Here is a 24887-nt window from a genome sequence, read left to right as displayed (position 1 = left end):
ACCGGATGCAAGGCCAGCGCTGGAAGTCACGACCGGCCGCTCGACGCGGCGCGCGGCAGCGCCGATCATGGCGCCCTCATGCCGGCGACGGCGAAGCGGGAAACGCGATGGACCCCATGGTGGAATGGATCGCCGCCCATGCCCTGCGGCTGTGGGCACTGCTGCTGTTGCTGGCGCTGCTGGCCGGCGACCTCGCCTGGCGGCACAACGCACGCTGGCATCGCCATGCGCTCGCCCGTGGCAACGCACCGACCGCGCTGCGCTGGCAGGTGGGACTGGTGCTGCTGCTGGCGCTGGCCCTGCTGTTCCTCGCCATCGCCTCCGCGGTCGCCGGACAGCCGCCCGGCGAGCTGGCCCGCTTCGACGCCGGCCTGGCCGAGAGCCTGCGCGCGCAGCTGCCGCTGCCGGTGCTGCGCGCCATCGCGGCGGTCACCCACCTGGGCGACCTGTGGTGGGTGGCGCCCGCGGCCGCGGGGGTGGCGCTGCTCCTGCTGCTGCGCCGGCACGGGCAGCTGGCGGGCATGTGGACGTTGACCCTGCTCGGCATCATGCCGATCAACGGCAGCCTCAAGGCGCTGTTCCAGCGCGTGCGGCCGCTGCATGACCACGGCTTCGTGATCGAACCCGGCTGGAGTTTTCCCAGCGGCCACGCGTTCGGCTCCATCGTGTTCTACGGCATGCTCGCCTACGTGCTGCTGCGCCTGCTGCCGCCGCGCTTCCACCGCGCAGTGATCGCCGCCGCGGTGCTGCTGGTCGGCGTGGTCGGGATCAGCCGCATCCTGCTGCAGGTGCACTATTTCAGCGACGTGATGGCCGGCTATGCCGCCGGCGCGGCATGGCTGGTGCTGTGCATCAGCGCCGCCGAACACCTGCGCAAGCCGGCCGCGGAAGTGCAGCCATGAACGACCTGTTTGCTCCCGCCCACACCGACGGCCCGCGCATCCGCGTCGGCATCGGCGGCTGGAACTACGCGCCGTGGCGCGACAACTTCTACCCGGCCAAGCTGGTGCAGCGGCGCGAGCTGGAATACGCCAGCCGCCAGCTGCGCGCGATCGAGATCAACGGTACCTACTACGGCGCGCAGAAGCCGGCCACCTACGCGAAGTGGGCGGCCGACACGCCGCCGGGCTTCATGTTCTCGCTGAAGGCGCCGCGCTACATCACCGAAGGCAAGCGGCTGGCCGATACCGGCCACGGCATCCGCGGCTTCGTGCATGGCGGCCTGGCCGAGATGGGCGACCGGCTGGGGCCGATCCTGTGGCAGCTGCCGCCGTCGCGGCCGTTCGACGCCGACGACCTCGCCGCCTTTCTCGACGCGCTGCCGCGCGAATTGAACGGCCAGCCGCTGCGTCACGTGCTGGAGGTGCGCCACCCCAGCTTCCTCGACACACGCTACGTGGCACTGGCGCGCGCCCAGCGCGTGCCCACCGTGTTCACCGACTCGCCCGACTACCCCTCGCTGGCCGACCTCACCGGCGACTTCAGCTACGCGCGCCTGATGCGCAGCGAGGACGGCCACCCCGCCGGCTACCCACCGGCCGAACTGGACCGCTGGGCCCGCCATGCGCGCGACTGGGCCGCGGGCAAGGACGTCGCCGAGCTGCCGCACGCCTCCGCACCGCAACCGCAAGGTCCGCCGCGCGACGTGTTCGTGTTCTTCATCAGCGCCGCCAAGCACCGCAACCCGGCCGCGGCGATGGCGCTGCAGGCGCGGGTGGACTCGATGCCGTAGGGCGGGCAGTGCCCGCCCTACGGGAGCGATACGTCAGCCGGAGCGGTAGTTGTCCACCTCGCGATAGCGCCGCGCATACAGCCCGAACGCCAGCGCGGCGAGCAGCGCGAACGCGGCGAAGAAGAACATCTGGAACGCGGTGACGCTGAGGCCCGAGCGGGCGATCGAGCCGGTCACCGCCTCGTTGCGCACCGCCGCGTTGGCCAGCAGCACCCACAGGTTGCCGACGGTGGTGGTGAGGTTCCAGAAACTCATCACCGTGCCCTTCATCGAGGCCGGCGCCTGGCTGTAGGCGAACTCCAGCCCGGTGGCCGAGACCAGCACCTCGCCGAAGGTGAGCAGCGCGTACGGCAGCACCTGCCACACGATCGACAGCGGATCGCCGCCGTCGATCACCACCTGCAGGCCGCCGACCACGATCCACGCCAGGCCGCTGAAGGCGATGCCGGCGGTCATCCGGCGCAGCGCGGTGGGCTCGTAGCCGAGGCGGCGCAGCAGCGGATAGAGCACCAGGTTGTTGAACGGGATCAGCAGCATCACCAGCATCGGGTTCAGCGCCTGCATCTGCGCGGGGTGGAACCACGCGGGCATGCTCATCTCGCTGCCCTGCACCACCCAGGTCGAGGCCTTCTGGTCGAACAGCGAGAAGAACGGCGTGGTCAGCGCGAAGATCACCAGCACGCGCAGCACGTTGCGCGCGCCATCGACCGCCGCATCCGGATGCAGGCCGCGGGCGCGCTCCATCTGCAGCCAGGCGCCACCGCCAACGCCGCCGATCAGCGCCACCAGCGCGAGGCAGGCCACGATCACGAAGCCCAGTGTGTCGACGAAGGCAAAACCGCCCAGCGCCACCAGCACGCCGACGGCCGCGATCCACAGGCCAGGCCGCGACTGTCCGGACCGATGGGTCAGCAACGCAGTGCGCAGCACCCGCGAGAACGCGTTGGGGTCCGGCGGCGTCGGCGGCAGCATTACGTATTTCGTGCGGCCCAGCCAGAACACCACGGTGGCGATGAACATCAGGCCGCCGGGAATGCCAAACGCCACGGCCGCGCCGAAGTGGTGCAGGAACAACGGCATCAGCAGCGAGGCAAAGAACGAACCGAAGTTGATGATCCAGTAGAACGCGTCGAACACCACCTTCGCGAGGTGCTTGTTCGACTGGTCGAACTGGTCGCCCATGAACGACGCCACCAGCGGCTTGATGCCGCCCGCGCCCAGCGCGATCAGGCCCAGGCCGGTGAAGAAGCCGAAGCGGTTGTGCTCGAAGATCGCCAGGCAGGCGTGGCCGGCGCAATACACCAGGCTCATCCACAGCACGGTGTTGTACTTGCCGAAGAAGCGGTCGGCCAGCCAGCCGCCGAGCAACGGGAAGAAGTACACGCCGATCACGAAGGTATGGAACACGTCCTTCGCCGCCAGCGTGCGCTGTCCCTCGGGCATGTACAGCAGCAGCGTAGTGATCAGGAACGGGGTGAGGATGTTGCGCATCCCGTAGAAGGAGAAGCGCTCGCAGCCTTCGTTGCCGATGATGTAGGCAATCTGGCGCGGCATGCGCCCGGCGGCGTGATCGGGGGTGGTGCTCATCCGTACTCCTGAAAATCGGGTGGGCGGCGCGCGGCGCCGTGTCCACGGGTCCGCCGGAGTGTGCGCAATTTCCTGCAATCACGGAACCCCGCAGGCAACGCCCCTCACATGGCCTGTCGCCCTGCCCTGTTAAGCTCGCCGCGCATCCATCGCCGACCAGTCCGCATGCGCCAGTTCAAACCACTGATCCTGCTGGCATTCATCGTCCTCGCGGTGACGCTGTGGAACCGCCACACCGGCACGACGCCAGCCGGCGCCGGCCCGGCAGCAAGCGCGGACAGCAACGCATCGCCGCGCGCGCCGGAGCGTCACGCCGGCACCGACGCCTCCACCTTCCTGCCGGCGGAGGCACACGCCACGCTGGACCGGATCGCCCGCGGTGGCCCGTTCCCGCACACCCAGGACGGCGCCGTGTTCGGCAACTACGAGGGCCTGCTGCCGAAACAGCCACGCGGCTATTACCGCGAGTACACGGTGGAGACGCCGGGTGCGCGCAACCGCGGCGCGCGGCGCATCGTCACCGGCGGCATGCCGCCGGTGGTCTGGTACTACAGCGACGACCATTACCGCAGCTTCCGTCGTTTCGAGGCGGCCCGATGAACACGCACGGCTTCGACCTCGACCTGACCCGACCCGTCATGAACGGTGTGTACTTCGTCGGCGTCGACGACCTGGACCGGCTGGCCCGCACCGCCACGCGTGAAGAACTGCACGTCTGCCGCACCGACCTGGCCGGCTGCCGCGGCAAGGACGAACTGCTGCGCCGGCTCGCCGCCTCGCTGCTGCTGCCGGCCAGCTTCGGCCACAACTGGGACGCTCTGGCCGACTGCCTGCGCGACCTCAGCTGGCTGCCGGGCTGGGGCTACGTGCTGCTGTTCGAACATGCCGACGCATTGCACCATGCCGCCGCCGCGGACTACGACATCCTGCTCGGCATCCTAGACGACGCCGCCACCTTCGGCGCAGAACACGACCGCCCCTGGTTCGCGTTCCTCGCGCTACCCGACAGCGCGTTCGCCCCGCCCTTTCCGTAGCAACGCACCCCACCACTCCGGAACGCCATGCAAACCATCGACTTTGAACTGGACGGCGACTACGTCGAGCTGAACCTGCTGCTGAAGCTGGTCGGTCTGTGCGACAGCGGCGGCGCCGGCAAGCATCTGGTGGCCAGCGGCGCGGTGAGCGTCGACGGCGCCATCGAACTGCGCAAGACCTGCAAGATCCGCGCGGGCCAGGTGGTACGCATCGGTGACGCCGAAATCCGCGTGCTGGCCGACCCCCACCCTGCCGACACGCGCCTCGGGTAGGAGCCCGCTCGCGGGCGATGCTCTGCTTTTGCGAATCCCGAGTCCCGGCTCCAGGAGCATCGCCCGCGAGCGGGCTCCTGCCTTTCCCGGCGATGCGGGTCAGTCCGGCAATTGATCCAGGCGCCGGTCCAGCTCGCCGGATGGCAGGCGCAGCAGGAACTCACCTTCCAGCACGCGGCGGATGGCGGCCACGCCATCCAGCCGGTACCGCTCGGGCTCTCGGCCCAGCCGGCGCACGGTGAACTCGTGGTTGAGCAGGCTCAGGCGCCGGTCGACGGTGGTGCGCGCCACGATCAGGTTGCGCGGGAAACGCGAGGCCGCATGCGTGGAGACATAGTGGTTGGCCACCACGTAGTCGACCATCTCGCTGGGACGCAAATCGAATCGGTACAGCGTGAACCACTGCCCGCGCACGCATGACTGCATGCGCCATTCGCCGTCGCGTTCGACCAGCCGGAACGGCTCGTGGCCGGTCGCCTGCTCCACGTCGGCCTGCAGCCGCAGCGCGCCGGTCAGCACCTGGTTGCCGAAGCCGACGTCCGTCAGCCAGCTCGCACCGTCAAGCTCGACCCGCAGCAGCATGTGGGTCTGCGCGGTGACGGCATCTTCCGGGTGCTGCCACAGCACGCGCGCGATCAACCCCGACACCTCGAAGCCGACCGTGCGCAACACCGCGGCGAACAGCAGGTTCTGCTCGAAGCAGTAGCCGCCGCGGCCGTCGTGCACCAGCTTGCGTTCCAGCGCCTGCGTGTCCAGTTCGACCGGCAGGCCGAGCAGCGGGTTGAGGTTCTCGAACGGGATCGCGGCCACGTGCGCCACCGCCAGACCACGCAAGGTGGCCTCGTCGGCAGCAACACCGCCATGCCAGCCGACGCGCCGCAGATAGGCGTCCAGATCGATGGAACCGTGCATCCCCTACCCCAGAAGACCAACCGCCGGTGATGGTACCCGTCCGGCCGGCGCGGCAAGGGTAACCGATGACCCATGCCCAACGAAGAACAGGTATCGGCCACCCGATGGCCATTCCGGCGAGGCGCAACATGATCCATCGCAGCCCACTCCATGTCATCCCGCTGGCCGCCCTGCTGATGCTGGGCCTGAGCGCGTGCCAGCCGGCGTCCGCTACCAACGGCGCGCTCCCGGCGCCGACGGTCGATGCCCCGAAAACCACCGTTCACGGCGAGCAGGTCGCGGTGCTGGCCGGCGGTTGCTTCTGGGGCATCGAGGCGGTGTTCGAGCACGTCAAGGGCGTGCACCGGGTGATCGCCGGTTACTCCGGCGGCAACGCCGACACCGCGCACTACGACGAGGTCAGCGAAGGCGATACCGGGCATGCCGAATCGGTGCAGGTGCATTACGACCCGGCCGAGGTCAGCTACGGCACCCTGCTGCAGGTGTTCTTCTCGGTCGCGCTCGACCCCACCGAACGCAACCGGCAAGGCCCGGACGTGGGCAGCCAGTACCGCTCGGTGATCTTCTACGCGAACCCCGAGCAGCAGCACATCGCCGGCGCCTACATCGCGCAGCTGACCGCGGCGAAGTCCTTTCCCGCGCCGATCGTGACCCAGCTGGTGCCGCTGCAGGCGTTCTACCCGGCCGAGGCGTACCACCAGCACTACTTCCGGTTGCACCCGAACAACCCGTACATCGTCTTCAATGACGCACCGAAGGTGGCGCAGCTGCAGCAGCTGTTCCCGACGCTGTACCAGCCGGACCGGCAAGTCGTCGAGGTGCAACTGCGCTGAGCTGCCGACGTCGGCTTGCCGGCGGTGACTTGCACCGCGCGGCACGGCCCCCATCTCGGGACTTCCGCGCATCTGCGCCGCTGGCCTGACGATTCTTTCCCGTGCCGCCTCACGCCTCGCCACCATCGGCCGAATCGACCGAGCTCACCCGCAGCTTCCTCGGCGTGTTCCGCTACAGCGGGCGCGCGATCGCGCTGGTGTGGAGCACCAGCCATGCGCTGACCGTCGCGCTGGCCGCGCTCACCCTGGTCGCCGGCCTGCTGCCAGCCGGCATCGCGTACGTCGGTGCGCACATCGTCGACGCGGTGGTGGCCGCCAGCCGGCAATGGGCGGCGGCCGGCCACGCCCCCCTGCAATCGGTATTCGAATGGGTGGCACTGGAAGGCGTGCTGGTGGCGGCGCTGGCCGGCGCCCAGCGCGGGCTGTCGCTGTGCCAGTCGCTGCTGCGCGCGCAGCTGGGGCAACGCGTCAACGTGATGATCTTGGAGAAGGCGCTGACCCTGCAGTTGGCACACTTCGAGGACTCGGAGTTCTACGACAAGCTGACCCGCGCCCGCCGCGAGGCGTCGAGTCGGCCGCTGTCGCTGGTGACGCGCACGTTCGGACTGGGCCAGAACGCGATCTCGCTGCTCAGCTACGGCAGCCTGCTGCTGCAGTTCTCGCCGTGGGCGGTGGCGGTGCTGTTGCTGGCCGGGCTGCCGGCGTTCTTCGCCGAGACGAAGTTCTCCGGCGACGCGTTCCGGCTGTTCCGCTGGCGCTCGCCGGAAACGCGCATGCAGCTGTACCTGGAAACCGTGCTGGCGCGCGAGGACCACGCCAAGGAAGTGAAGCTGTTCGGCCTCGGCCCGCTGCTGCTGGGCCGCTACCGCGGCATCTTCGACAAGCTCTACCGCGACGACCGCGACCTCACCGTGCGTCGCGAGAGCTGGGGCTTCGCCCTGGGCCTGCTCGGCACGCTCACGCTGTACGGCGCCTACGCGTGGATCGCCGCCAGCACCGTGGTCGCGCGCATCACGCTGGGCCAGATGACGATGTACCTGATGCTGTTCCGCCAGGGCCAGGCGGCGGTGTCGGCGATGCTGTCGGCGATCGGCGGCATGTACGAGGACAACCTGTACCTGTCGACCCTGTACGACTACCTGGAAACCCCGGTGCCACCCGCCACCGGCGTGGCGCAGCGCGGCGCGAAGCCTGACGACGGCATCCGCTTCGAGCACGTCGTTTTCACCTACCCCGGCGCCGGCGAGCCGGCACTGCGCGACATCGACCTGCATATCCGCCCCGGCGAGTCGCTGGCCCTGGTCGGCCAGAACGGCTCGGGCAAGACCACCCTGATCAAGCTGCTGACGCGGCTGTACACGCCGGACCGCGGCCGCATCCTGCTCGACGGCACCGACCTGCGCGAATGGGACGAGGGCGTGCTGCTGCAGCGCATCGGGGTGATCTTCCAGGACTTCGCGCGCTACCAGATGCGCGTGGGCGAGAACGTCGGCGCCGGCGACGTCACCCATTTCGAGGACGAGGCGCGCTGGCGCGAGGCCGCCGACAAGGGCATGGCCAGCGACTTCATCGACACGCTGCCGGCCGGTTTCCAGACCCCGCTGGGCAAATGGTTCAACGACGGCCGCGAGCTGTCCGGCGGGCAGTGGCAGAAGATCGCGCTGGCGCGCGCCTTCATGCGCTCGCGCGCCGACATCCTGGTGCTGGACGAGCCCACCGCCGCGATGGACGCGCAGGCCGAAGCCACCATCTTCGAGCACTTCCGCGAGCTGGCCGGCAAGCGCATCGCGATCCTGATCTCGCACCGCTTCTCCACCGTGCGCATGGCCGACCAGATCATCGTGATCCAGCACGGCCGCATCATCGAACGCGGCAATCACGAGCAGCTGATGGCCGAGGACGGCCACTATGCGCATCTGTTCTCGTTGCAGGCGCAGGGCTACCGCTGATCCGCCCGGTCGGCTTGACCGTCGCCGCCCGCGCGCCCCATGCTTTGCCGTCTTTACCGGATCGAAATACACGCATGAGCAGTCGCTACAACGCCGCCGACATCGAAGTCCTCTCCGGCCTGGACCCGGTCAAGCGCCGCCCCGGCATGTATACCGACACCACCCGCCCGAATCATCTGGTGCAGGAAGTGGTGGACAACTCGGTGGACGAGGCGCTGGCCGGCTACGCCACCTCGATCGAGGTGGTCCTGCACCCCGACGGCTCGGTGTCGGTGAGCGACGACGGCCGCGGCATGCCGGTGGACATCCACCCCGAGGAAGGCGTGTCCGGCGTCGAGCTGATCATGACCCGGCTGCACGCCGGCGGCAAATTCAGCGGCAAGAACTACAGCTTCTCCGGCGGCCTGCACGGCGTCGGCGTGTCGGTGGTGAACGCGCTGTCCGAACGGGTCGAGGTCAGCATTCGCCGCGACGGCTCCGAATACGCGATGGTGTTCGCGCACGGCGACAAGATCAGCCCGCTGGAAGTGGTCGGCAGCGTGCCGAAGAAGCGCAGCGGCACCACCCTGCGCTTCTGGCCCGAAGCGAAGTATTTCGATTCGCCGAAGATCTCGCTGGGCAAGCTCAAGCATCTGCTGCGCGCCAAGGCGGTGCTGTGCGCCGGCCTCAACGTGAAACTCACCGACGAAGCCAGCGGCGAAGTCGTCGAGTGGCATTACGAGGATGGCCTGCGCGACTACCTGCGCGGCGAACTGGACGGCAACGAGCTGCTGCCGAACGACCTGTTCGTGCACCAGATGGCACGCGACGCCGAAGGCATGGAGGTCGCCCTGGCCTGGCTGCCCGAAGGCGAGCTGGTGCAGGAGAGCTACGTCAACCTGATCCCCACCATGCAGGGCGGCACCCACGTCAACGGCCTGCGCTCGGGCCTCACCACCGCAGTGCGCGAGTTCTGCGACATCCGCAACCTGCTGCCGCGCGGCGTGAAGCTGGCACCGGAAGACGTGTGGGAGCGCCTCGCCTTCGTGCTGTCGGCACGGCTGCAGGACCCGCAGTTCGCCGGCCAGACCAAGGAGCGGCTTTCCTCGCGCCATGCCGCCGGCCTGATCGAGAACGTCATCCACGACGCCTTCAGCCTGTGGCTCAACCAGAACGTGGAGACCGGCGAGCGCATCGCGCAACTGGCGATCGAACGCGCCAGCGCGCGGCTGAAGGCGGCCAAGCAGGTGGTGCGCAAGAAGATCACCCAGGGCCCTGCCCTGCCCGGCAAGCTGGCCGACTGCACCGCCACCGACCTCACCCGCACCGAACTGTTCCTGGTCGAAGGCGACTCGGCCGGCGGCAGCGCCAAGCAGGCGCGCGACAAGGAGTTCCAGGCGATCCTGCCGCTGCGCGGCAAGATCCTCAACACCTGGGAAGTGGAATCGACCTCGGTACTGGCCTCCGAGGAAGTGCACAACCTGGCGGTGGCGATCGGCTGCGATCCCGGCAAGGACGATCTGTCCGGTCTGCGCTACGGCAAGGTGATCATCCTCGCCGACGCCGATTCCGACGGCCTGCACATCGCCACCCTGCTGTCGGCGCTGTTCCTGCGCCACTTCCCGAAGCTGGTCAGCGAAGGCCACGTGTTCGTGGCGATGCCGCCGCTGTTTCGCGTCGACGTGGGCAAGCAGGTGTTCTACTGCCTCGACGAGGCGGAGAAGGAAGCGATGCTGCAGCGGATCGAGCGCGAGAAGATCAAGGGCGCGGTCAGCACCACCCGCTTCAAGGGCCTGGGCGAGATGAACCCGCCGCAGTTGCGCGAATCGACCATCCACCCCGATACCCGTCGGCTGGTGCAGCTGACCGTCGACGACGACGCGGGCACGGCCAGGTTGATGGACATGCTGCTGGCCAAGAAGCGCGCCGGCGACCGCAAGGCGTGGCTGGAGGAAAAGGGCGACCTGGCCACGCTGGAAGTGTGACGCCCGCGCTGGCGCTAAGATGCACGCATCACATGCGAGCAACGCCATGGCCCTGACCCCGCCCATCAACCTGCAGCGCTGGATCGAGGAACATCGCCACCTGCTGAAGCCGCCGGTGGGCAACAAGTGCATCGTCGACGGCGACTTCATCATCATGATCGTGGGCGGGCCGAACGCGCGCACCGACTACCACTACGACGAAGGCCCCGAGTTCTTCTACCAGCTCGAAGGCGAGATCACGCTGAAGGTGCAGGACGACGGTGTCGCCCGCGACATCCCGCTGCGTGCCGGCGAGATGTTCTACCTGCCGCCGCGCGTGCCGCACTCGCCGAACCGCGGCGCCGGTTCGATCGGACTGGTGATCGAGCGCCGCCGCCTGCCGGGCGAGAAAGACGGCCTGATGTGGTTCTGCGAGCGCTGCAACCACAAGCTGTACGAGGAGTACTTCGTGCTCGACAGCATCGAGCACGACTTCCCGCCGGTGTTCGAGCGCTTCTACCGCTCGCGCGAGGCACGCACCTGCGATGCCTGTGGCCATCTCAACCCCGCGCCTGAAAAATACGCCTCGTAGGAGCCCGCTCGCGGGCGATGCTCCTGGGAAAAGCGAAAGCATCGCCCGCGAGCGGGCTCCTACGGGTGCAGGGCGAGCCACTTGCGCGCCATGCGCTGCAGCGAAGCGTCCAGGCTTTCGTCTCCCGCCACTTCGGCAACCGGTCGCCAGGCCAGCGCACGGGATTCCTGGTTGATCGTGAAGCGTTCGTCCGCATCCGCGTGCACCACGTAGCGCACGTCGTAGTGCCAGTGCTCCGGCTCGCTGCCGCGGGCCGGGATGCGGTGCCGATCGAGATCGAAGATGCCGCCCTCGACGCGCAGACCGGCCACGCCGGTTTCCTCCTGCGCCTCGCGCAACGCCACACGCGCCAGATCGGCATCGCCGTCGGCATGGCCGCCCGGTTGCAACCAGCGGTCCAGCTTGCGGTGATGCATCAGCAGCACCCGCCCGCCGTCCGCGCTGACCAGCCAGGCCGAGCCGGTGAAGTGACCGGCAAGATTGCCGCGCTCGAATGCATCCGCGTGCGTATGCAGGAATGTTTCGAACTGCGTGACCGTCGCCGACTCACCATGCCATTGGTCACGGTAGCGCTGGAGCGCGTCGATCATGAAGATGGTTGGCTGTTGCATGGAGATCCACTGGAGTGGTTTGAAACTCGTCGCGACATGTTTCGCCGCAACATGAACGAAGCTTGTACAACACCTATGGCTAGGCTATGTTGGCCCGCCATTGCTTGCCTGTTCCGAGCCATCCGCCGCAGAGCGGAAGCGGGCAACATCACTTGAGGGGGAGCTTGATGATAAAAGGTCTGTTTGCCACTCATTCCATCGAGGCGATGCCTCATGTGGACGCCGGTGAGCCCGTTGAAGGCGGCGCGCAGGGTGAAGTCACACTGAAACGCGTGTTGACCGCAAGGCACTTGGTGATGCTCGGCATCGGTGCGGTGATCGGCGCCGGCATCTTCGCCATCACCGGCACGGCAGCCGCGCAGTTCGCCGGCCCCGCCTTGATCCTCAGCTTCCTGATCGCCGCCGTTGCCTGCGGCCTGGCTGGCATGTGCTACGCGGAATTCGCCGCGATGCTGCCGGTCTCCGGCAGTGCCTACTCCTATTCCTATGCCACCCTGGGCGAAGTGGTCGCCTGGTTCGTCGGCTGGGCGCTGGTACTCGAATACCTGTTTGCCGCATCGACCGTGGCGGTGGCCTGGTCGGGCTACTTCAGCGAAATGTTGCGCATGCTCAGTTCGATGACGGGGCTGAATTTCAACTTGCCGGCAGCGCTCTCCTCGGCACCACTCACCTTCGCCACCGGAGGCCACAAGCTGGTGCTCACCGGCGCCGTGGTCAACCTGCCTGCCGTCCTGATCGTCGGCGCGATCAGCTGGCTTTGCTATCTCGGCATCACGCAGTCGGCAGCGGTCAACGCGATCATCGTGGCCATCAAGGTAAGCGTGATCCTGCTGTTCCTGGTGGTGATGTTCAACTACATCAACACCGACCTGTGGCACCCGTTCATCCCGGCCAACGAAGGTGGCTCGACGTTCGGCTGGAGCGGCATCTACCGCGGCGCCACCCTGGTGTTCTTTGCCTACATCGGTTTCGACGCGGTCTCCACCGCCGCCGGCGAAGCCAAGAACCCGCAGCGCGACATGCCGATCGGCATCCTCGGCTCGCTGCTGATCTGCACCGTGCTGTACGTGGCGATGGCTGCGGTCATGACCGGCACGACGCCGTTCCGCATGCTCAATACGCCCGAGCCGGTCGCCACCGCGATCAACTACGTGCTCGGCACTGTCGCTGCCGGCAGCGCCTCCAGCTATCTCCTGGGCGCGCTGAAGATCCTGGTGGTGTTCGCCGCCCTCGCCGGCTTGAGTTCGGTGGTGCTGGTGATGCTGATGGGCCAGCCGCGCATCTTCTATTCGATGTCGCGCGATGGTCTGCTGCCGCCGGCACTGGGGCGCGTGCACCCGAAACACCGCACGCCCTATATCGGCACCATCCTGGTGGGCGTGATTGCCTGCACCCTTGCCGGCCTGTTCCCGGTGGACGTGCTCGGCGACCTGGTCTCGATGGGCACCTTGCTGGCCTTCGCCACCGTCTGCATCGGCGTGCTGGTGCTGCGCCGCACGCGACCGGAGCTGCCGCGCGCGTTCCGCGTGCCGCTGCCGTGGATCGTCTGCCCGCTGGGTGCCGCTGCCTGCCTGTTCCTGTTCTGGCAGGCTTTCAAGGAGCGCTGGCCGCTGATGCTCGGCTGGATCGCGATCGGTTTCCTGATCTACGCCTTCTACGGCTACCGCAACAGCAAGTTGCGCCAGAACGCCCGCTGACGAACCACCGGCGGCCGGCGCCTACAGCGCCGGCCGCCGCGTTTGCGCTTCCCGGATGGAACCGGACACCCCGCTTTCGAAGACGACCGCCCATGCTCAAGCAGTTGCTCGCCTGCAAGACCGACTTCAACGAACCTGACGATACCCATGGCCCCACCCTGCGCCGCACCCTGGGGCCTTGGGGGCTGACCGCGCTGGGCATCGGCGCGGTGATCGGCGGCGGCATCTTCGTGATCACCGGCCAGGCAGCGGCGGACCACGCCGGGCCGGCAGTGATCCTGTCCTTCATCCTGGCGGCGATCTGCAGCACGTTCACCGCGCTGTGCTACGCCGAGTTCGCCACCTTGATTCCGGTTTCCGGCAGCGCCTATTCCTACGCCTACGCCACGCTGGGCGAGCTGATGGCGTGGTTCATCGGCTGGAACCTGGTGCTTGAGTACGGCGTGTCGGCCTCCGCGGTGGCAGTGAGCTGGACCGGCTATTTCCTCAGTCTGCTCGACCACGTCGGGCATACCTTCAACATGGACCTGAGCCTGCCCGCGGCACTGACCAAGGCACCACTGGAGTTCACCGCCGACCACCAACTGGTTGCCACCGGCGCCCTGTTCAACCTGCCGGCGGTCGCCATCGTGCTGCTGCTGACCTGGATCTGCTACGTCGGCATCCGCGAATCGAGCCTGGCCAACGCAGCCATGGTGGCGCTCAAGGTCGGTCTGATCACCCTGGTGATCGTGGTCGGCTGGCGCTACGTCGATCCGTCCAACTGGACCCCGTTCGTGCCGGAGTCGCAGGGTCACTACAAGTACGGCTGGGGCGGCGTGCTGCGCGGTGCGGCGATGGTGTTTTTTGCCTACATCGGCTTCGAGGCGACCTCGGTGGCGGCGCAGGAATCGCGCAATCCGCAACGCGACCTGCCGATCGGCATCCTCGCCTCGCTGGCGATCTGCACCGTGCTGTACATCGCGATGGCCGCGGTGATGACCGGCCTGACTTCGTACACCCTGCTCGGCACCAACGAGCCGGTGGTGACCGCCCTGCACGGACACCCGCAGTTGGAGTGGCTGCGCTGGCTGGTGGAGGTCGGCGCGCTGCTCGGCCTGTCATCGGTGGTGCTGGTGATGATCATCGCGCAGCCGCGCATCTTCATGATCATGGGCCGTGACGGCATGCTGCCGAAGGTGTTCACGCGGATCCATCCACGCCACCGTACGCCACACCTGAACACGCTGATCACCGGCGCGGGCATCGCCCTGCTCGCCGCGATCTTCCCGCTGGACGTGCTGGGCGACCTGGTGTCGATGGGCACGCTGATCGCGTTCATGGCGGTATGCGCCGGCGTGTGGATCCTGCGGCACACCCGGCCGGAGTTGCCGCGCACCTTCCGCGTGCCGTTCGCACCGGTGGTCTGCACGCTCGGCATCCTCAGCTGCCTCGCCCTGCTGTCCACCATGGCCTGGTACAACTGGTCGTTGATGATCGGCTGGACCATCCTCGGGCTGGTGATCTATTTCTGCTACGGCAACCGGCACAGCCAGTTGCGGAATGCCGCGAAGAGAGCCGCCGCCTCTGAGTGATTAAATTCGTCGAAAATCGACGAAAGTCGCTCGTTTGCGCTTAAATGCCAAGAAGTCCCCTCATTCGCAAAGAATGCTCAAATTCTCTGCAAGGCTTGCGAATTCCATCGCAAGTCTTTGTTTTTTATTTATTTAACGAGAATTTTTCAAGAGAATTCCCGGCGGCAATCGCCCTTTCTGCAAACTCGGGAGTATCATCCTCAGTCCGCGGGTTGATCACTTGGCAGTGGGCCCCGGATCGCGGCTCGGCGCGTCAGGTGAGTAGCTCCTCAGCCTGGTGTGTCCGGGCCGCACTTTTGCCAGCACGACACGCCATCACGCGCAGAAACGAAAAGGCCGGCGATCAGCCGGCCCTTCGAACTCGGACATCCTGGGTGGTGTGATCAGGCTTTCTTCGGCGTGTGCGACACGCACCAGCCCTTCGCGTTCACCGACTTGCCCGGGAACAACTGGCACGGTCCGCGGCCAGTGGGGCCGCCAGTGTAGAACTGGCAATTGGTGCAGTCGTCGCCGGCCTTGTACTTCGCATTGGTGGTTTTCGTGGCGTCTTCCACATAGCCCAATGCCTTCGCAGTCGGGTCCGATTCGCTTACCGGCGGCAGATCCGCCGCCCGCGCAAAGCGCGGCAAGCCGCCCATCATCACGGCCGCCGCCGTGGTACCGGCAGCCACCTTGAGGAACCGGCGACGCGATTCGATATCTTGTTCTTTCGACATGGGCAAGCCTCCGTCGGAATCGTCCGGCGCACCCTGCGCCGGATCTTCGCCGAATGGTACGCCCACCATCCAAATCTTTCCTGACTGGCGAGAATGGCTCTCATTCCATGCGGGTCGTACACTGGCGCATGGTATAGTCCATGCTCATTTGGACGTCCAAACCGCATGAGCCAGACCCTCCCAGCCGCCATCCCCGCCAGAGCGTTCGAGCAGTGCGCCGATGCCATCGTCGACACCGCCCGCGAGCTGTCCCTGCTTGGCTGGACGCCTGCGACCAGCAGCAACTTCTCGATGCGGGTCGATGCCGATCACGCGGCCATCACCATCTCGGGCCGGCACAAGGGCAGGCTCGGCCGCGACGACATCATGCTGATCGACCTGGACGGGAGCGCCGTTGGCACCGATGCCCGCCCCAGTGCCGAGACGGCGCTGCACACCCAGGTCTACCGGCGCTGGCCGGAGGTGAACGCGGTGCTGCACACCCACTCGCGCACGCAAAGCGTGGCGTCGCGGCTGTTCGCCGGCGACGGCGTGATCCGCCTGCAAGGCTGGGAACTGCAGAAAGCGATCGGCGATTGCCGCACCCACGAAAGCGTGCTGGAGATTCCGGTGTTCCCGAACACCCAGCACATGCCCGAACTGGCCGCCCGGGTCGACGCCTGGCTGGACGCGGGCAAGCCGCTGCACGCCTACCTGATCGACGGCCACGGCATTTACACGTGGGGCCGCGACATGGCCGAGGCCCAGCGCCACCTGGAAGCGCTGGAGTTCCTGCTCGGCTGCGAACTTGACCTGAAAAAGCTGAGGGCATCATGAGCCGACTGCGCATCTTCGACGAAACCCGGCCGCAATCGCCGCTGGCGGTGCTCGAGGAACACGCCGCGATCGCCGCCGAGCTGGGCAAGGTCGGCGTCCGCTTCGAACAGTGGGATGCCAGCCAGCCGATCGCGCCGGGCGCCAGCCAGGACGAGGTGATCGCGGCCTATCGCGGCGACATCGACCGGCTGATGAGCGAAAAGGGCTACCAGGCCGTCGACGTGATCAGCCTCGCCCCCGATCACCCCGACCGCGCCGTGCTGCGCCAGAAGTTCCTCAACGAGCACACCCACAGCGAGGACGAGGTGCGCTTCTTCGTCGCCGGCGCCGGGCAGTTCACCCTGCACATCGACAGCAAGGTGTACGACGTGCTGTGCGAGGCGGGTGACCTGATCGGCGTGCCCGACGGCACCCGCCACTGGTTCGACATGAGCGAATCGCCCTACTTCGTGGCGATCCGGCTGTTCACCAACAAGGAAGGCTGGGTGGCCAACTTCACCGGCGACGACATCGCGCAGCGGTTCCCGCGGATGCAGCCGCACCAGGCTGCGCCGGGCTGACGACGGCTGCCGGCGCGCCATTCGTTTATGCTGATCAACCCACCCATGCCGCCGCCATGATCGAAATCCGCGCCATCGTCACCGACATCGAGGGCACCACCAGCTCGATCGACTTCGTTCGCGACGTGCTGTTCCCGTACGCGCGCAAGCGGTTGCCCGCCTTCGTCGAAACCCACGGCGGCAAGCCCGAAGTGCAGCACTGGCTGCACGAGGCCGCCCGCGAAGCCGGGCTGGTCGAGGCCAGCCGCCAGGACATCATCGAACTGCTGCTGCAGTGGATCGACCAGGATCGCAAGTCCACCGCGCTGAAGGCGCTGCAGGGCATGATCTGGAAGGATGGCTACGAGGCCGGCGATTATCGCGCCCACGTCTACCCGGAAGTCGCCGCCCGGTTGCGCGACTGGCGCGCCGACGGGCTGCGGCTGTACGTCTACTCCTCCGGTTCGGTGCCGGCACAGCGGCTGTTCTTCCGGCACAGCGAGGCGGGCGACCTGAGCGCACTGTTTGCCGGCTACTTCGATACCGAAACCGGCCCGAAGCGCGAAACCGGATCCTACCGGCGCATCGCCGAAGCAATCGGCGAACAACCCCGGCACTTGCTGTTCCTGTCCGACATCGTGGAAGAACTCGACGCCGCTCGGGCCGCCGGCTTCCACACCGGCTGGCTGGTGCGTGCGCCGCAGGATCTGCCCGAATCGCCGCGCCACCCGGTCTATCGCGACTTCGACGCGATCACGCCCTGAACCCGCCGCGCGAGCCTTGCCATGCGTAGCGTCCTGACCGTCCTGCTCACGTTCGCCGCCGGGGTGCTGCTGGCCTCCTGGTGGCCGGGCCGTCCGGCCATGCCGCCAATCGCCAGCCGCACTGCCGTTGCGTCCCCCGGCAGTGCGGCACTTGAAGCCGCACCGGACGATGTAGCCGCTGCCACCCCCTGGCCCAGCCAGGCTCCCACCCCGGAACAGGTGCTGTACGCGCAGCCGCGGATGATGCGCGACGCGCTGGCGGCGCTCGGCCCGCGGGTGCCGGGCAAGCCGAACCTGTACCTGCTGGCCTTCGCCGGCGATGGCGGCGAAGACGTGTTCCGCAACGAAGCCGAGTATGCGGCACAGCTGTTCGCCCAGCGCTTCGGCGCCAGTGCGCACAGCCTGGTGCTGGCAAACAACCCGGCCAGCCTGACCACCCGGCCGCTGGCCAACTGGAGCAACCTGGAAAGCGCGCTCAAGGGCCTGCACGAGGTGATGCAGCCGGAGCAGGACATCCTGCTGCTGTACTTCACCAGCCATGGCAGCGAGGACCACAGCCTGCTGGTCGACATGGATCCGCTGCCGCTGGACCAGATCGGCGCCGACGACCTGGCCGGCATCCTGGCGCTGCACCCGTTCAAGTGGAAGGTAGTGGTGATCAACGCCTGCTACTCCGGCGGCTTCGTGCCGCCGCTGCGTGGCCCCGGCACGCTGGTGCTCACCGCCGCCCGCAGCGACCGCAGCTCGTTCGGCTGCGGCAGCGACTCGGACATCACCTATTTCGGCAAGGCCTGGCTGGTCGATGCGCTGAACCACACCGACAATTTCGTCGACGCGTTCAGGCAGGCCAGCGGTGAAATCGCCGGCTGGGAGCGACGGGACCAGCTGACGCCCTCCGAACCGCAGCTCGACGTCGGCAGCGGCATCGCCGCGCAGCTGGCGCTGTGGCGCAAGGGCATCACGCCCGGCCCGAGCGTGCCGTTCAGGCCGGCGACACCTGCCGACGCCTCCGCCGTCACCACCCAATAACCCGGCTCAACCGCGCCCCGCATGCCGGTCGGCCAGCACGCCGGCGACATCGGCCAGACCCAGCCCGCGCGCGCGCAGCGCCACCATGAGGTGGAACAGCAGGTCCGCCGCTTCGCCCAGCAATTCCCCGTCATTCTGCGTCACCGCGGCCAGCGCGGTTTCCACGCCTTCCTCGCCCACTTTCTGCGCGATGCGGCGAATACCACCGTCGAACAGCCGGGTGGTATAGCTGCCTGGCGGACGCTCGGCATGGCGCTGCGCCACCAGCGCATCGAGTTCGGCGAGGAAGCCCAGCGGCGGGCGCACGGCTTCGCCGAAGCAACTGCAGGTGCCGAGGTGGCAGGTCGGCCCTTGCGGCTCGGCCTGCACCAGCAGGGTGTCGGCATCGCAATCGGCGCGGATGGATTTCAGCGCCAGCACGTGGCCCGAACTTTCGCCCTTCACCCACAGCCGCTGTTTGCTGCGGCTGAAGAAGGTCACCCGGCCGCCGGCCTGCGTCTGCGCCAGCGCCTCGGAGTTCATGTAGCCGAGCATCAGCACCTCGCCGGTGAGCCAGTGCTGCACGATGGCGGGCAGCAGGCCGCCACCCTTGGCCCAGTCGAGGCGGCTGGTATCGGAGTTGTCGCTCATCGCGGTCATTCCTCGTGGCTCACAGGCGTACCGGAACGCCGTGTTCGTGCAGATAATGTTTGAGTGCAGGGATCGCGATCGCGCCGGAATGGAACACGCTGGCCGCTAGCGCGCCGTCCACGTCGGCCATGCCGAAAGCGTCGCGGAAATGCTCCGGCGTGCCCGCACCGCCCGAAGCGACCAGGGGCACTGTACAGAGCGCGCGCACGGCCGCGAGTTGCTCCAGGTCGTAGCCCCGGCGCACGCCGTCGCTGCCCATGCAGTTCAGCACGATCTCGCCGGCGCCACGCTGCTGCGCCTCGACCATCCAGTCCAGCGTACGGCGTGGCAGCGCCTGCGTCTTCGCAGGGTCGCCGGTGTACTGGCGCACCCGCCATTCGCCGTCGGCATCGCGCAGCGAATCGATGCCGACCACCACGCATTGCACGCCGAACGCGGCGGCCAGTTCGTCGATCAGCCCGGGCCGCTCCAGCGCCGGCGAGTTCACCGAGATCTTGTCCGCGCCCGCATGCAGCACCGCGCGTGCCTCGTCGACCGCGCGGATGCCGCCGGCCACGCAGAACGGGATGTCGATCACCCGGGCCACCTTCTCGACCCAGCCACGGTCCACGCTGCGCCCCTCGGGGCTGGCAGTGATGTCGTAGAACACCAGCTCGTCGGCACCCTCGTCGCGGTAGCGCAGCGCGAGATCGACGATCTCGCCCATCACCACGTGATCGCGGAAGCGCACGCCCTTGACCACCTTGCCGCCGCGCACGTCCAGGCAGGGAATGATGCGTCGGCTCAGCATGCCAATGCCTCCTCGACGGTGAAGCGCCCTTCCAGCAGCGCGCGGCCGAGAATTACGCCGTGCGCACCGGCCTCGCGCGCGGCGCGGATGTCGTCCAGCGAGCGCACACCGCCGGATGCCTGCACGGCCAGTGACGGCACCGTGCCGGCGAGGTGGCGATAGAGATCGAGATTGAAGCCGGCCAGCATGCCGTCACGGTCGATGTCGGTGCACAACAGGTGGCGCGCGCCACGCGCGGCATACCACGGCGCCAGCTCGTCCAGCGTGCGCGCCTCGGTTTCGGTCCAGCCGGCGCTGGGCAGGGTCCAGCGGCCGTCGATGCGGCGTGTGTCGAGGGCAAGCGTCAGCCGTTCAGCGCCGTGCTTGTCCAGCCAGCCGGCCACGAGTTCGGGATCGCGGATCGCCACGCTGCCCAGCACGACCCGCTGCACGCCGGCGTCGAACAAACGTTGCAGGTCCACTTCGTCACGCACTCCACCGCCGGCCTGGACCTGCATGCCATCTGCCGCGATCGAACGGATCACCGCGAGATTGTCGAGCCGACCCGAGCGCGCACCATCCAGATCGACCAGGTGCAACCAGCGCGCGCCGGCGTCGGCGTAACGCCGCGCCAGTTCACGCGGATCGGCCGCATACGTGGTCTGCTGCGCATAGTCGCCCTGCCTCAGGCGCACGACCTGGCCACCGCGCAGGTCGATCGCGGGGATCACGTCGAAGTTCATAGTTCGAGGAAATTCTTGAGGAGCTTCGCGCCGACGGCGGCGGAGCGCTCGGGATGGAATTGCATGCCGTAGTAGTTGTCGCGCGCGATCACGGCGGAAAATGCCTCGCCGTAGTCGCTGCTGGCGAGGGTCCAGTCGCCCACCGGCACCGCATAGCTGTGCACGAAGTACGCCTGCTCATCGTCGCCCAGCCCGGCCAGCAGGGAATGCGCCTGCCTCGCGCTCAACAGGTTCCAGCCCATGTGCGGCACGCGCAAACCGGGAGCTTCGGAGAAACGGCGTACCGGCGCCGGGATCAGGCCGAGGCATTCGGTATCGCCCTCCTCCGAATGCGCACACAGCAACTGCATGCCCAGGCACACGCCGAGCACTGGCTGAGTCAAGGCACGCAGGTTCTCGACCAGACCCAGCTCGCGCAGCCGCGCCATGCCCGGCCCGGCCGCACCTACGCCAGGCAGGATCACCTTGTCGGCGGCGCGGATCGCGATGGCATCCGAGGTCAGCGCAGCGTCTACGCCGAGCCTTTGCAGGGCATAGCGCACCGACCCGATGTTGGTGCCGCCGGCATCCACCAGCACGATGCTCATCCAGACCCCTCCCGGTAAAAAAACTGCAGGAGCCCGTTCGCGGATGATGCCTCTTTCCATGGGAGGTGGCAGTGCATCGTCCGCAAGCGGGCTCCTGCAGGCTGGGGAAACAGTCGGGAAACGCGCATCACAGCGCGCCCTTGGTGCTGGGCAATTCGCTGCCCTCGCGGCGGATCGCCTGGCGCAGCGTGCGCGCCACCGCCTTGAAGCAGGCTTCGACCATGTGATGCGCGTTGTCGCCGTGCACGGACAGATGCAGATTGGCGCCCAGGCTCTCGCACAGCGAACGGAAGAAATGCGGCACCAGCTCGGTCGGCACCTCGCCCACGCGCTCGCGTGGGAAGCGGCCCTCGAACACGAAGTACGGCCGACCGGACAAGTCCAGCGCGGCGCTGGCCTGTGCCTCGTCCATCGGCAGGGTGAAGCCGTAGCGACCGATGCCGCGCTTGTCGCCGAGCGCCTGTTTCAGTGCCTGGCCCAACGCCAGCGCGCAGTCCTCGATGGTGTGGTGCTCGTCGATGTGGATGTCGCCGTCGCATTGCAGCTCCAGCGCGAAACCGCCGTGCTTGCCGATCTGTTCCAGCATGTGGTCGAAGAAGCCCAGCCCCGTCCGTGCCTTCGGCTCGGCCGCGCGATCCAGGTCCACGCTGACCGTGATGCGGGTCTCCCTGGTGTCGCGCTTCACCGTGGCGACGCGCGGCGCATCGAGCAGCCGGTGCGCCAGTGCCGCCCAACCGATGCCATGCGGGCCGACGCGGAAGCCGCGCACGCCCATGTTGGCGGCGAACTGCAGGTCGCTCTCGCGGTCGCCGACCATCGCCGAGGCGGCGCGACTCCAGCCGTCGTCGGCGAGATAATGGCGCAGCATGCCGATGCCGGGCTTGCGCGTGTCCTGGCCTTCATGCGGGAAACTGCGGTCGATCAGCACCTCGCGGAAGCAGATGCCCTGCGAGGCGAGGATGCGCAGCAACAATTCGTGCGGGCCGGTGAAATGCGGCTCCGGAAAACTGTCGGTGCCCAGCCCGTCCTGGTTGGTCACCATCACCAGCTCGTAGCCGGCGGCGACGAAACGCTGCAGGGCGGCAATCACGTCCGGCAGCAGGGCCAGCTTCTCGTAGCTGTCGATCTGCTCGTCGGCCGGCTCCTCGATCAGGCAGCCGTCGCGGTCGAGGAAGAGAATCTTGCGGCTCACGGGCTGGTTTCCTGCAGGACGGCCAATACCCGATCGTTCTCTGCCGGGGTGCCGATGGTGATGCGCAGCGCATCGCCGAGATTCGGGTAGCGACGCACGTCGCGCACCACGACGCCGGCAGCGAGCAGGCGCTGGTAAGCGGCGCCGGCATCATCGAAGCGCACGGCAAGAAAATTCGCCTGCGACGGCAGCACCTCACGCACGCCAGGCAACCGGCGCAGTTCGGCCTGCATCCGCGCGCGCTGTTCGCGCACGACGGCGACATGCTCTCGCGCATTCGCCTGACCCCAGCCGGACAACGCCAACAACGCCGCATCCACGCACGGCGAGGGCAACGGGTACGGCGCCATGATCCGGCGCAGCAGCGCGATCACCCCGGCGTTCGCCAGCAAACTGCCGATGCGCGCGCCGGCCAGCGCCCAAGCCTTGGACAAAGTGCGCAGCACGGCGAGGTTGTCGTAGCGGTCGATCAGGTCCGCCACGCTGCCCGCATCACTGAACTCCACGTAGGCTTCGTCCACCACCAGCAAGGCGCGACCACGCAACGCCTGCGCCAGCCGCTCGACCATGACGCGAGGCACCGGCTGCCCGGTGGGATTGTTCGGCGTGCAGATGAAGACCAGCTTCACCGCCGGGGTCAGCGCGGCCAGCACCGCGTCGATGTCCAGGGCGAAATCCCCCGCCAGCGGCACCTCGACGAGGCCGGCATCCTGCACCCGTGCGCACACCGCGTACATGCCGAACGTCGGCGGCTGGATCAGGATCGCGTCGCGGCCGGCGCGGCAGAAGGCGCGCACCAGCAGGTCGATCGCCTCGTCGCTGCCGCGGCCGACCAGCAGCTGCTCGCGCCGCACGCCGTACAGTCGCGCCAGCGCCTCGACCAGCGCCGCAGGCTGCGGCTCGGGGTAGCGGTTGCAACCCAGCCCGTCGTCGCCCACCGGCGCCCACGCCGACTCGTTCGCGTTGAGGAAGATTTCACCGCCGTCGGCTTCCATGCGCGCCGAGGAGTACGGCTGCATGGCGCGGATCTCCGGCCGCGCCAGGTCGAGCACGCTCATGCCAGGGCCTCCAGCCGCAAGGTCACCGCACGGCGGTGCGCCTCCAGTTGCTCGGCCGCCGCCAGCGTGGCCGTGCACGGGCCGATGCGGCGCAGGCCATCGGCGCTGACCTCCTGCACCGTGATCTGTTTCTGGAAACTCGCCACCGATACTCCGCTGTAGCTGCGCGCGTAGCCGTAGGTCGGCAGCACATGGTTGCTGCCGCTGCAATAGTCGCCCACCGATTCGGGCGTCCACTGGCCAAGGAAAACCGAGCCCGCGCTGCGGATGCCGTCGAGCAGCGCGCGCGGCGCGGCCACCTGCAGGATCAGGTGCTCGGGCGCGTAGCGATTGCTCACCTCGACCGCCTGCGCCAGCGAGTCGACCCGGATCAGGCGGCTTTGCGCCAGCGCCTGCCGCGCGACCTCGGCTCGCGGCAGGGCGGCGCACTGCCGCTCGACTTCCGCGGCTACCCGATCGAGCAGTTCGGCCGAATCGGCGAGCAGGATCACCTGCGAATCCGGCCCGTGCTCGGCCTGCGACAGCAGGTCGGCGGCCACGAAGGCCGGCGCCGCTTCGGCATCGGCGATCACCAGCACTTCCGACGGGCCGGCCGGCATGTCGATCGCCGCGCCATCCGGATCGACCGACACCTGCAGCTTCGCCTCGGTGACCCAGGCGTTGCCGGGGCCGAACAGCTTGTCGCACCTGGGTACCGACTCGCTGCCGTAGGCCATCGCGGCGATCGCCTGGGCGCCGCCGAGCTTGAACACCCGATGCACACCGGTGAGCCGCGCGGCGTACAGCACCGCCTCGTCGCAGCGGCCATTCGCGCGCGCCGGCGAGCACAGCACCACCTCACGGCAACCGGCGATGCGTGCCGGCACGCCCAGCATCAGCGCAGTCGACGGCAACGGCGCGCTGCCGGCCGGCACGTACAGGCCGACCCGCTCGATCGGCCGCAGCATTCGCTCCACCCGCACGCCGGGAGCGGTGTCCACCGCCACCGGCGGCAGCACGCCGGCGCGATGGAAGCGCTCGATCCGCGCGGCCGCCTCGGCGATGGCCGCCTTCAGCGCGGGGTCGAGCGCCGCCGCCGCGGCGGCGAACTCGGCCTCGCCGACCTCGATCGCGTCCAGCGTGCAGCGGTCGTAGCTCGCGCTGAACTCGCGCAACGCCGCGTCGCCGCGTTCGCGCACCGCGGCGACGATCCGTTCGACGCCGCGACGCAGGTCGCCCGTACGCGACTGTGCCGGGCGCACCAGCGCCTCACGGCGGGCCGCCTCATCCAGGGTGTTCCAGTCCAGGCGTTTCATGCGAACCCGTTC

At 68.0% G+C, this 24887-nt stretch carries 26 protein-coding genes; 15 read left to right on the top strand and 11 right to left on the bottom strand.

Annotated features, from left to right (window positions below):
• The first annotated feature begins 107 nt into the window (after positions 1-107).
• Positions 108-902 carry a phosphatase PAP2 family protein gene (locus R5H19_RS05970; RefSeq protein ID WP_318158034.1) on the top strand — a complete coding sequence of 265 codons (795 nt, stop codon included), beginning with the start codon at positions 108-110 and terminating at the stop codon, positions 900-902.
• Entirely contained in the window at positions 899-1732 is an 834-nt protein-coding gene (locus R5H19_RS05965; protein ID WP_318158033.1) for a DUF72 domain-containing protein, read from the top strand. The genes R5H19_RS05970 and R5H19_RS05965 overlap by 4 nt, the downstream gene beginning before the upstream one ends.
• A 33-nt stretch (positions 1733-1765) precedes the next feature.
• Here R5H19_RS05965 and R5H19_RS05960 read toward each other — a convergent pair whose 3' ends face one another.
• Positions 1766-3319, bottom strand: coding sequence for an oligopeptide:H+ symporter (locus tag R5H19_RS05960; protein WP_318158032.1), 1554 nt, complete (start codon positions 3317-3319; stop codon positions 1766-1768).
• Positions 3320-3484: 165 nt separating this feature from the next.
• On the opposite strand from R5H19_RS05960, the gene R5H19_RS05955 reads away from it, so the two are divergent.
• Genes R5H19_RS05955 through R5H19_RS05945 form a run of 3 tightly spaced genes read left to right on the top strand, consistent with a single transcriptional unit; the run spans position 3485 to position 4626 of the window.
• Complete coding sequence (locus R5H19_RS05955; protein WP_318158031.1) at positions 3485-3919, top strand: ribonuclease domain-containing protein; 435 nt, start codon at positions 3485-3487, stop codon at positions 3917-3919.
• Positions 3916-4353, top strand: a complete 438-nt coding sequence (locus tag R5H19_RS05950; protein ID WP_318158030.1) for a barstar family protein — start codon at positions 3916-3918, stop codon at positions 4351-4353. Before R5H19_RS05955 ends, R5H19_RS05950 begins: the two co-directional genes overlap by 4 nt.
• A gap of 27 nt (positions 4354-4380) precedes the next feature.
• Positions 4381-4626: an RNA-binding S4 domain-containing protein gene (locus R5H19_RS05945; RefSeq protein ID WP_318158029.1), complete on the top strand. Its 246-nt coding sequence runs from the start codon at positions 4381-4383 to the stop codon at positions 4624-4626.
• Positions 4627-4725: 99 nt separating this feature from the next.
• Here R5H19_RS05945 and R5H19_RS05940 read toward each other — a convergent pair whose 3' ends face one another.
• On the bottom strand, positions 4726-5538 hold the full coding sequence (locus R5H19_RS05940; protein ID WP_318158028.1) for an arylamine N-acetyltransferase: 813 nt from the start codon (positions 5536-5538) through the stop codon (positions 4726-4728).
• 128 nt (positions 5539-5666) lie between these two features.
• On the opposite strand from R5H19_RS05940, the gene msrA reads away from it, so the two are divergent.
• The 4 genes from msrA to R5H19_RS05920 all read left to right on the top strand — a co-directional run bounded on the left by msrA (position 5667) and on the right by R5H19_RS05920 (position 10855).
• Complete coding sequence (msrA, locus tag R5H19_RS05935; protein WP_318158027.1) at positions 5667-6371, top strand: peptide-methionine (S)-S-oxide reductase MsrA; 705 nt, start codon at positions 5667-5669, stop codon at positions 6369-6371.
• A 101-nt stretch (positions 6372-6472) separates the two neighbouring features.
• Positions 6473-8320 carry an ABC transporter ATP-binding protein gene (locus R5H19_RS05930; protein ID WP_318158026.1) on the top strand — a complete coding sequence of 616 codons (1848 nt, stop codon included), beginning with the start codon at positions 6473-6475 and terminating at the stop codon, positions 8318-8320.
• A gap of 74 nt (positions 8321-8394) precedes the next feature.
• On the top strand, positions 8395-10284 hold the full coding sequence (gene parE, locus R5H19_RS05925; protein ID WP_318158025.1) for a DNA topoisomerase IV subunit B: 1890 nt from the start codon (positions 8395-8397) through the stop codon (positions 10282-10284).
• Between the two features lie 46 nt (positions 10285-10330).
• Positions 10331-10855, top strand: a complete 525-nt coding sequence (locus R5H19_RS05920; protein ID WP_318158024.1) for a 3-hydroxyanthranilate 3,4-dioxygenase — start codon at positions 10331-10333, stop codon at positions 10853-10855.
• A gap of 59 nt (positions 10856-10914) precedes the next feature.
• Here the strand turns inward: R5H19_RS05920 and R5H19_RS05915 are convergent, their stop codons facing one another.
• Positions 10915-11466 (bottom strand): NUDIX hydrolase, encoded by a 552-nt coding sequence (locus tag R5H19_RS05915; RefSeq protein WP_318158023.1) that lies wholly within the window; start codon positions 11464-11466, stop codon positions 10915-10917.
• A 167-nt stretch (positions 11467-11633) separates the two neighbouring features.
• Between R5H19_RS05915 and R5H19_RS05910 the strand changes: the two genes are divergently transcribed.
• Together R5H19_RS05910 and R5H19_RS05905 are read left to right on the top strand one after the other, a co-directional pair.
• Positions 11634-13163, top strand: coding sequence for an amino acid permease (locus tag R5H19_RS05910; RefSeq protein ID WP_318158022.1), 1530 nt, complete (start codon positions 11634-11636; stop codon positions 13161-13163).
• Positions 13164-13255: 92 nt separating this feature from the next.
• Positions 13256-14737, top strand: coding sequence for an amino acid permease (locus R5H19_RS05905; RefSeq protein WP_318158021.1), 1482 nt, complete (start codon positions 13256-13258; stop codon positions 14735-14737).
• A gap of 383 nt (positions 14738-15120) precedes the next feature.
• Here the strand turns inward: R5H19_RS05905 and R5H19_RS05900 are convergent, their stop codons facing one another.
• Entirely contained in the window at positions 15121-15453 is a 333-nt protein-coding gene (locus tag R5H19_RS05900; protein WP_318158020.1) for a high-potential iron-sulfur protein, read from the bottom strand.
• Between the two features lie 165 nt (positions 15454-15618).
• On the opposite strand from R5H19_RS05900, the gene R5H19_RS05895 reads away from it, so the two are divergent.
• The 4 genes from R5H19_RS05895 to R5H19_RS05880 are packed head-to-tail and all read left to right on the top strand — an operon-like array spanning position 15619 to position 18601.
• Positions 15619-16269, top strand: a complete 651-nt coding sequence (locus R5H19_RS05895; RefSeq protein WP_318158019.1) for a methylthioribulose 1-phosphate dehydratase — start codon at positions 15619-15621, stop codon at positions 16267-16269.
• Positions 16266-16829 carry an acireductone dioxygenase gene (locus R5H19_RS05890; RefSeq protein ID WP_318158018.1) on the top strand — a complete coding sequence of 188 codons (564 nt, stop codon included), beginning with the start codon at positions 16266-16268 and terminating at the stop codon, positions 16827-16829. Before R5H19_RS05895 ends, R5H19_RS05890 begins: the two co-directional genes overlap by 4 nt.
• Positions 16830-16885: 56 nt before the next feature.
• The gene (gene mtnC, locus R5H19_RS05885; protein ID WP_318158017.1) at positions 16886-17572 is read left to right on the top strand and encodes an acireductone synthase; all 687 of its coding nucleotides are present in this window, start codon (positions 16886-16888) and stop codon (positions 17570-17572) included.
• Positions 17573-17593: 21 nt separating this feature from the next.
• Positions 17594-18601 carry a C13 family peptidase gene (locus R5H19_RS05880; protein ID WP_318158016.1) on the top strand — a complete coding sequence of 336 codons (1008 nt, stop codon included), beginning with the start codon at positions 17594-17596 and terminating at the stop codon, positions 18599-18601.
• A gap of 6 nt (positions 18602-18607) precedes the next feature.
• Here R5H19_RS05880 and hisIE read toward each other — a convergent pair whose 3' ends face one another.
• The 7 genes from hisIE to hisD form a co-directional block, all read right to left on the bottom strand.
• The gene (gene hisIE, locus R5H19_RS05875) at positions 18608-19231 is read right to left on the bottom strand and encodes a bifunctional phosphoribosyl-AMP cyclohydrolase/phosphoribosyl-ATP diphosphatase HisIE (RefSeq protein ID WP_318158015.1); all 624 of its coding nucleotides are present in this window, start codon (positions 19229-19231) and stop codon (positions 18608-18610) included.
• Between the two features lie 19 nt (positions 19232-19250).
• Entirely contained in the window at positions 19251-20021 is a 771-nt protein-coding gene (hisF, locus tag R5H19_RS05870; RefSeq protein ID WP_318158014.1) for an imidazole glycerol phosphate synthase subunit HisF, read from the bottom strand.
• Complete coding sequence (hisA, locus tag R5H19_RS05865) at positions 20015-20743, bottom strand: 1-(5-phosphoribosyl)-5-[(5-phosphoribosylamino)methylideneamino]imidazole-4-carboxamide isomerase (protein ID WP_318158013.1); 729 nt, start codon at positions 20741-20743, stop codon at positions 20015-20017. The genes hisF and hisA overlap by 7 nt, the downstream gene beginning before the upstream one ends.
• Positions 20740-21330, bottom strand: a complete 591-nt coding sequence (gene hisH, locus R5H19_RS05860; protein WP_318158012.1) for an imidazole glycerol phosphate synthase subunit HisH — start codon at positions 21328-21330, stop codon at positions 20740-20742. The genes hisA and hisH overlap by 4 nt, the downstream gene beginning before the upstream one ends.
• A 127-nt stretch (positions 21331-21457) precedes the next feature.
• Positions 21458-22522 (bottom strand): bifunctional histidinol-phosphatase/imidazoleglycerol-phosphate dehydratase HisB, encoded by a 1065-nt coding sequence (hisB, locus tag R5H19_RS05855; RefSeq protein WP_318158011.1) that lies wholly within the window; start codon positions 22520-22522, stop codon positions 21458-21460.
• On the bottom strand, positions 22519-23580 hold the full coding sequence (hisC, locus tag R5H19_RS05850; protein WP_318158010.1) for a histidinol-phosphate transaminase: 1062 nt from the start codon (positions 23578-23580) through the stop codon (positions 22519-22521). Before hisC ends, hisB begins: the two co-directional genes overlap by 4 nt.
• Complete coding sequence (gene hisD / locus R5H19_RS05845) at positions 23577-24875, bottom strand: histidinol dehydrogenase (RefSeq protein WP_318158009.1); 1299 nt, start codon at positions 24873-24875, stop codon at positions 23577-23579. Before hisD ends, hisC begins: the two co-directional genes overlap by 4 nt.
• Positions 24876-24887: the final 12 nt, after the last annotated feature.

Source organism: Rhodanobacter sp. KK11 (genome assembly GCF_033345435.1).
GTDB lineage: Bacteria > Pseudomonadota > Gammaproteobacteria > Xanthomonadales > Rhodanobacteraceae > Rhodanobacter.
This window is presented reverse-complemented; position numbering and strand designations above follow the sequence as displayed.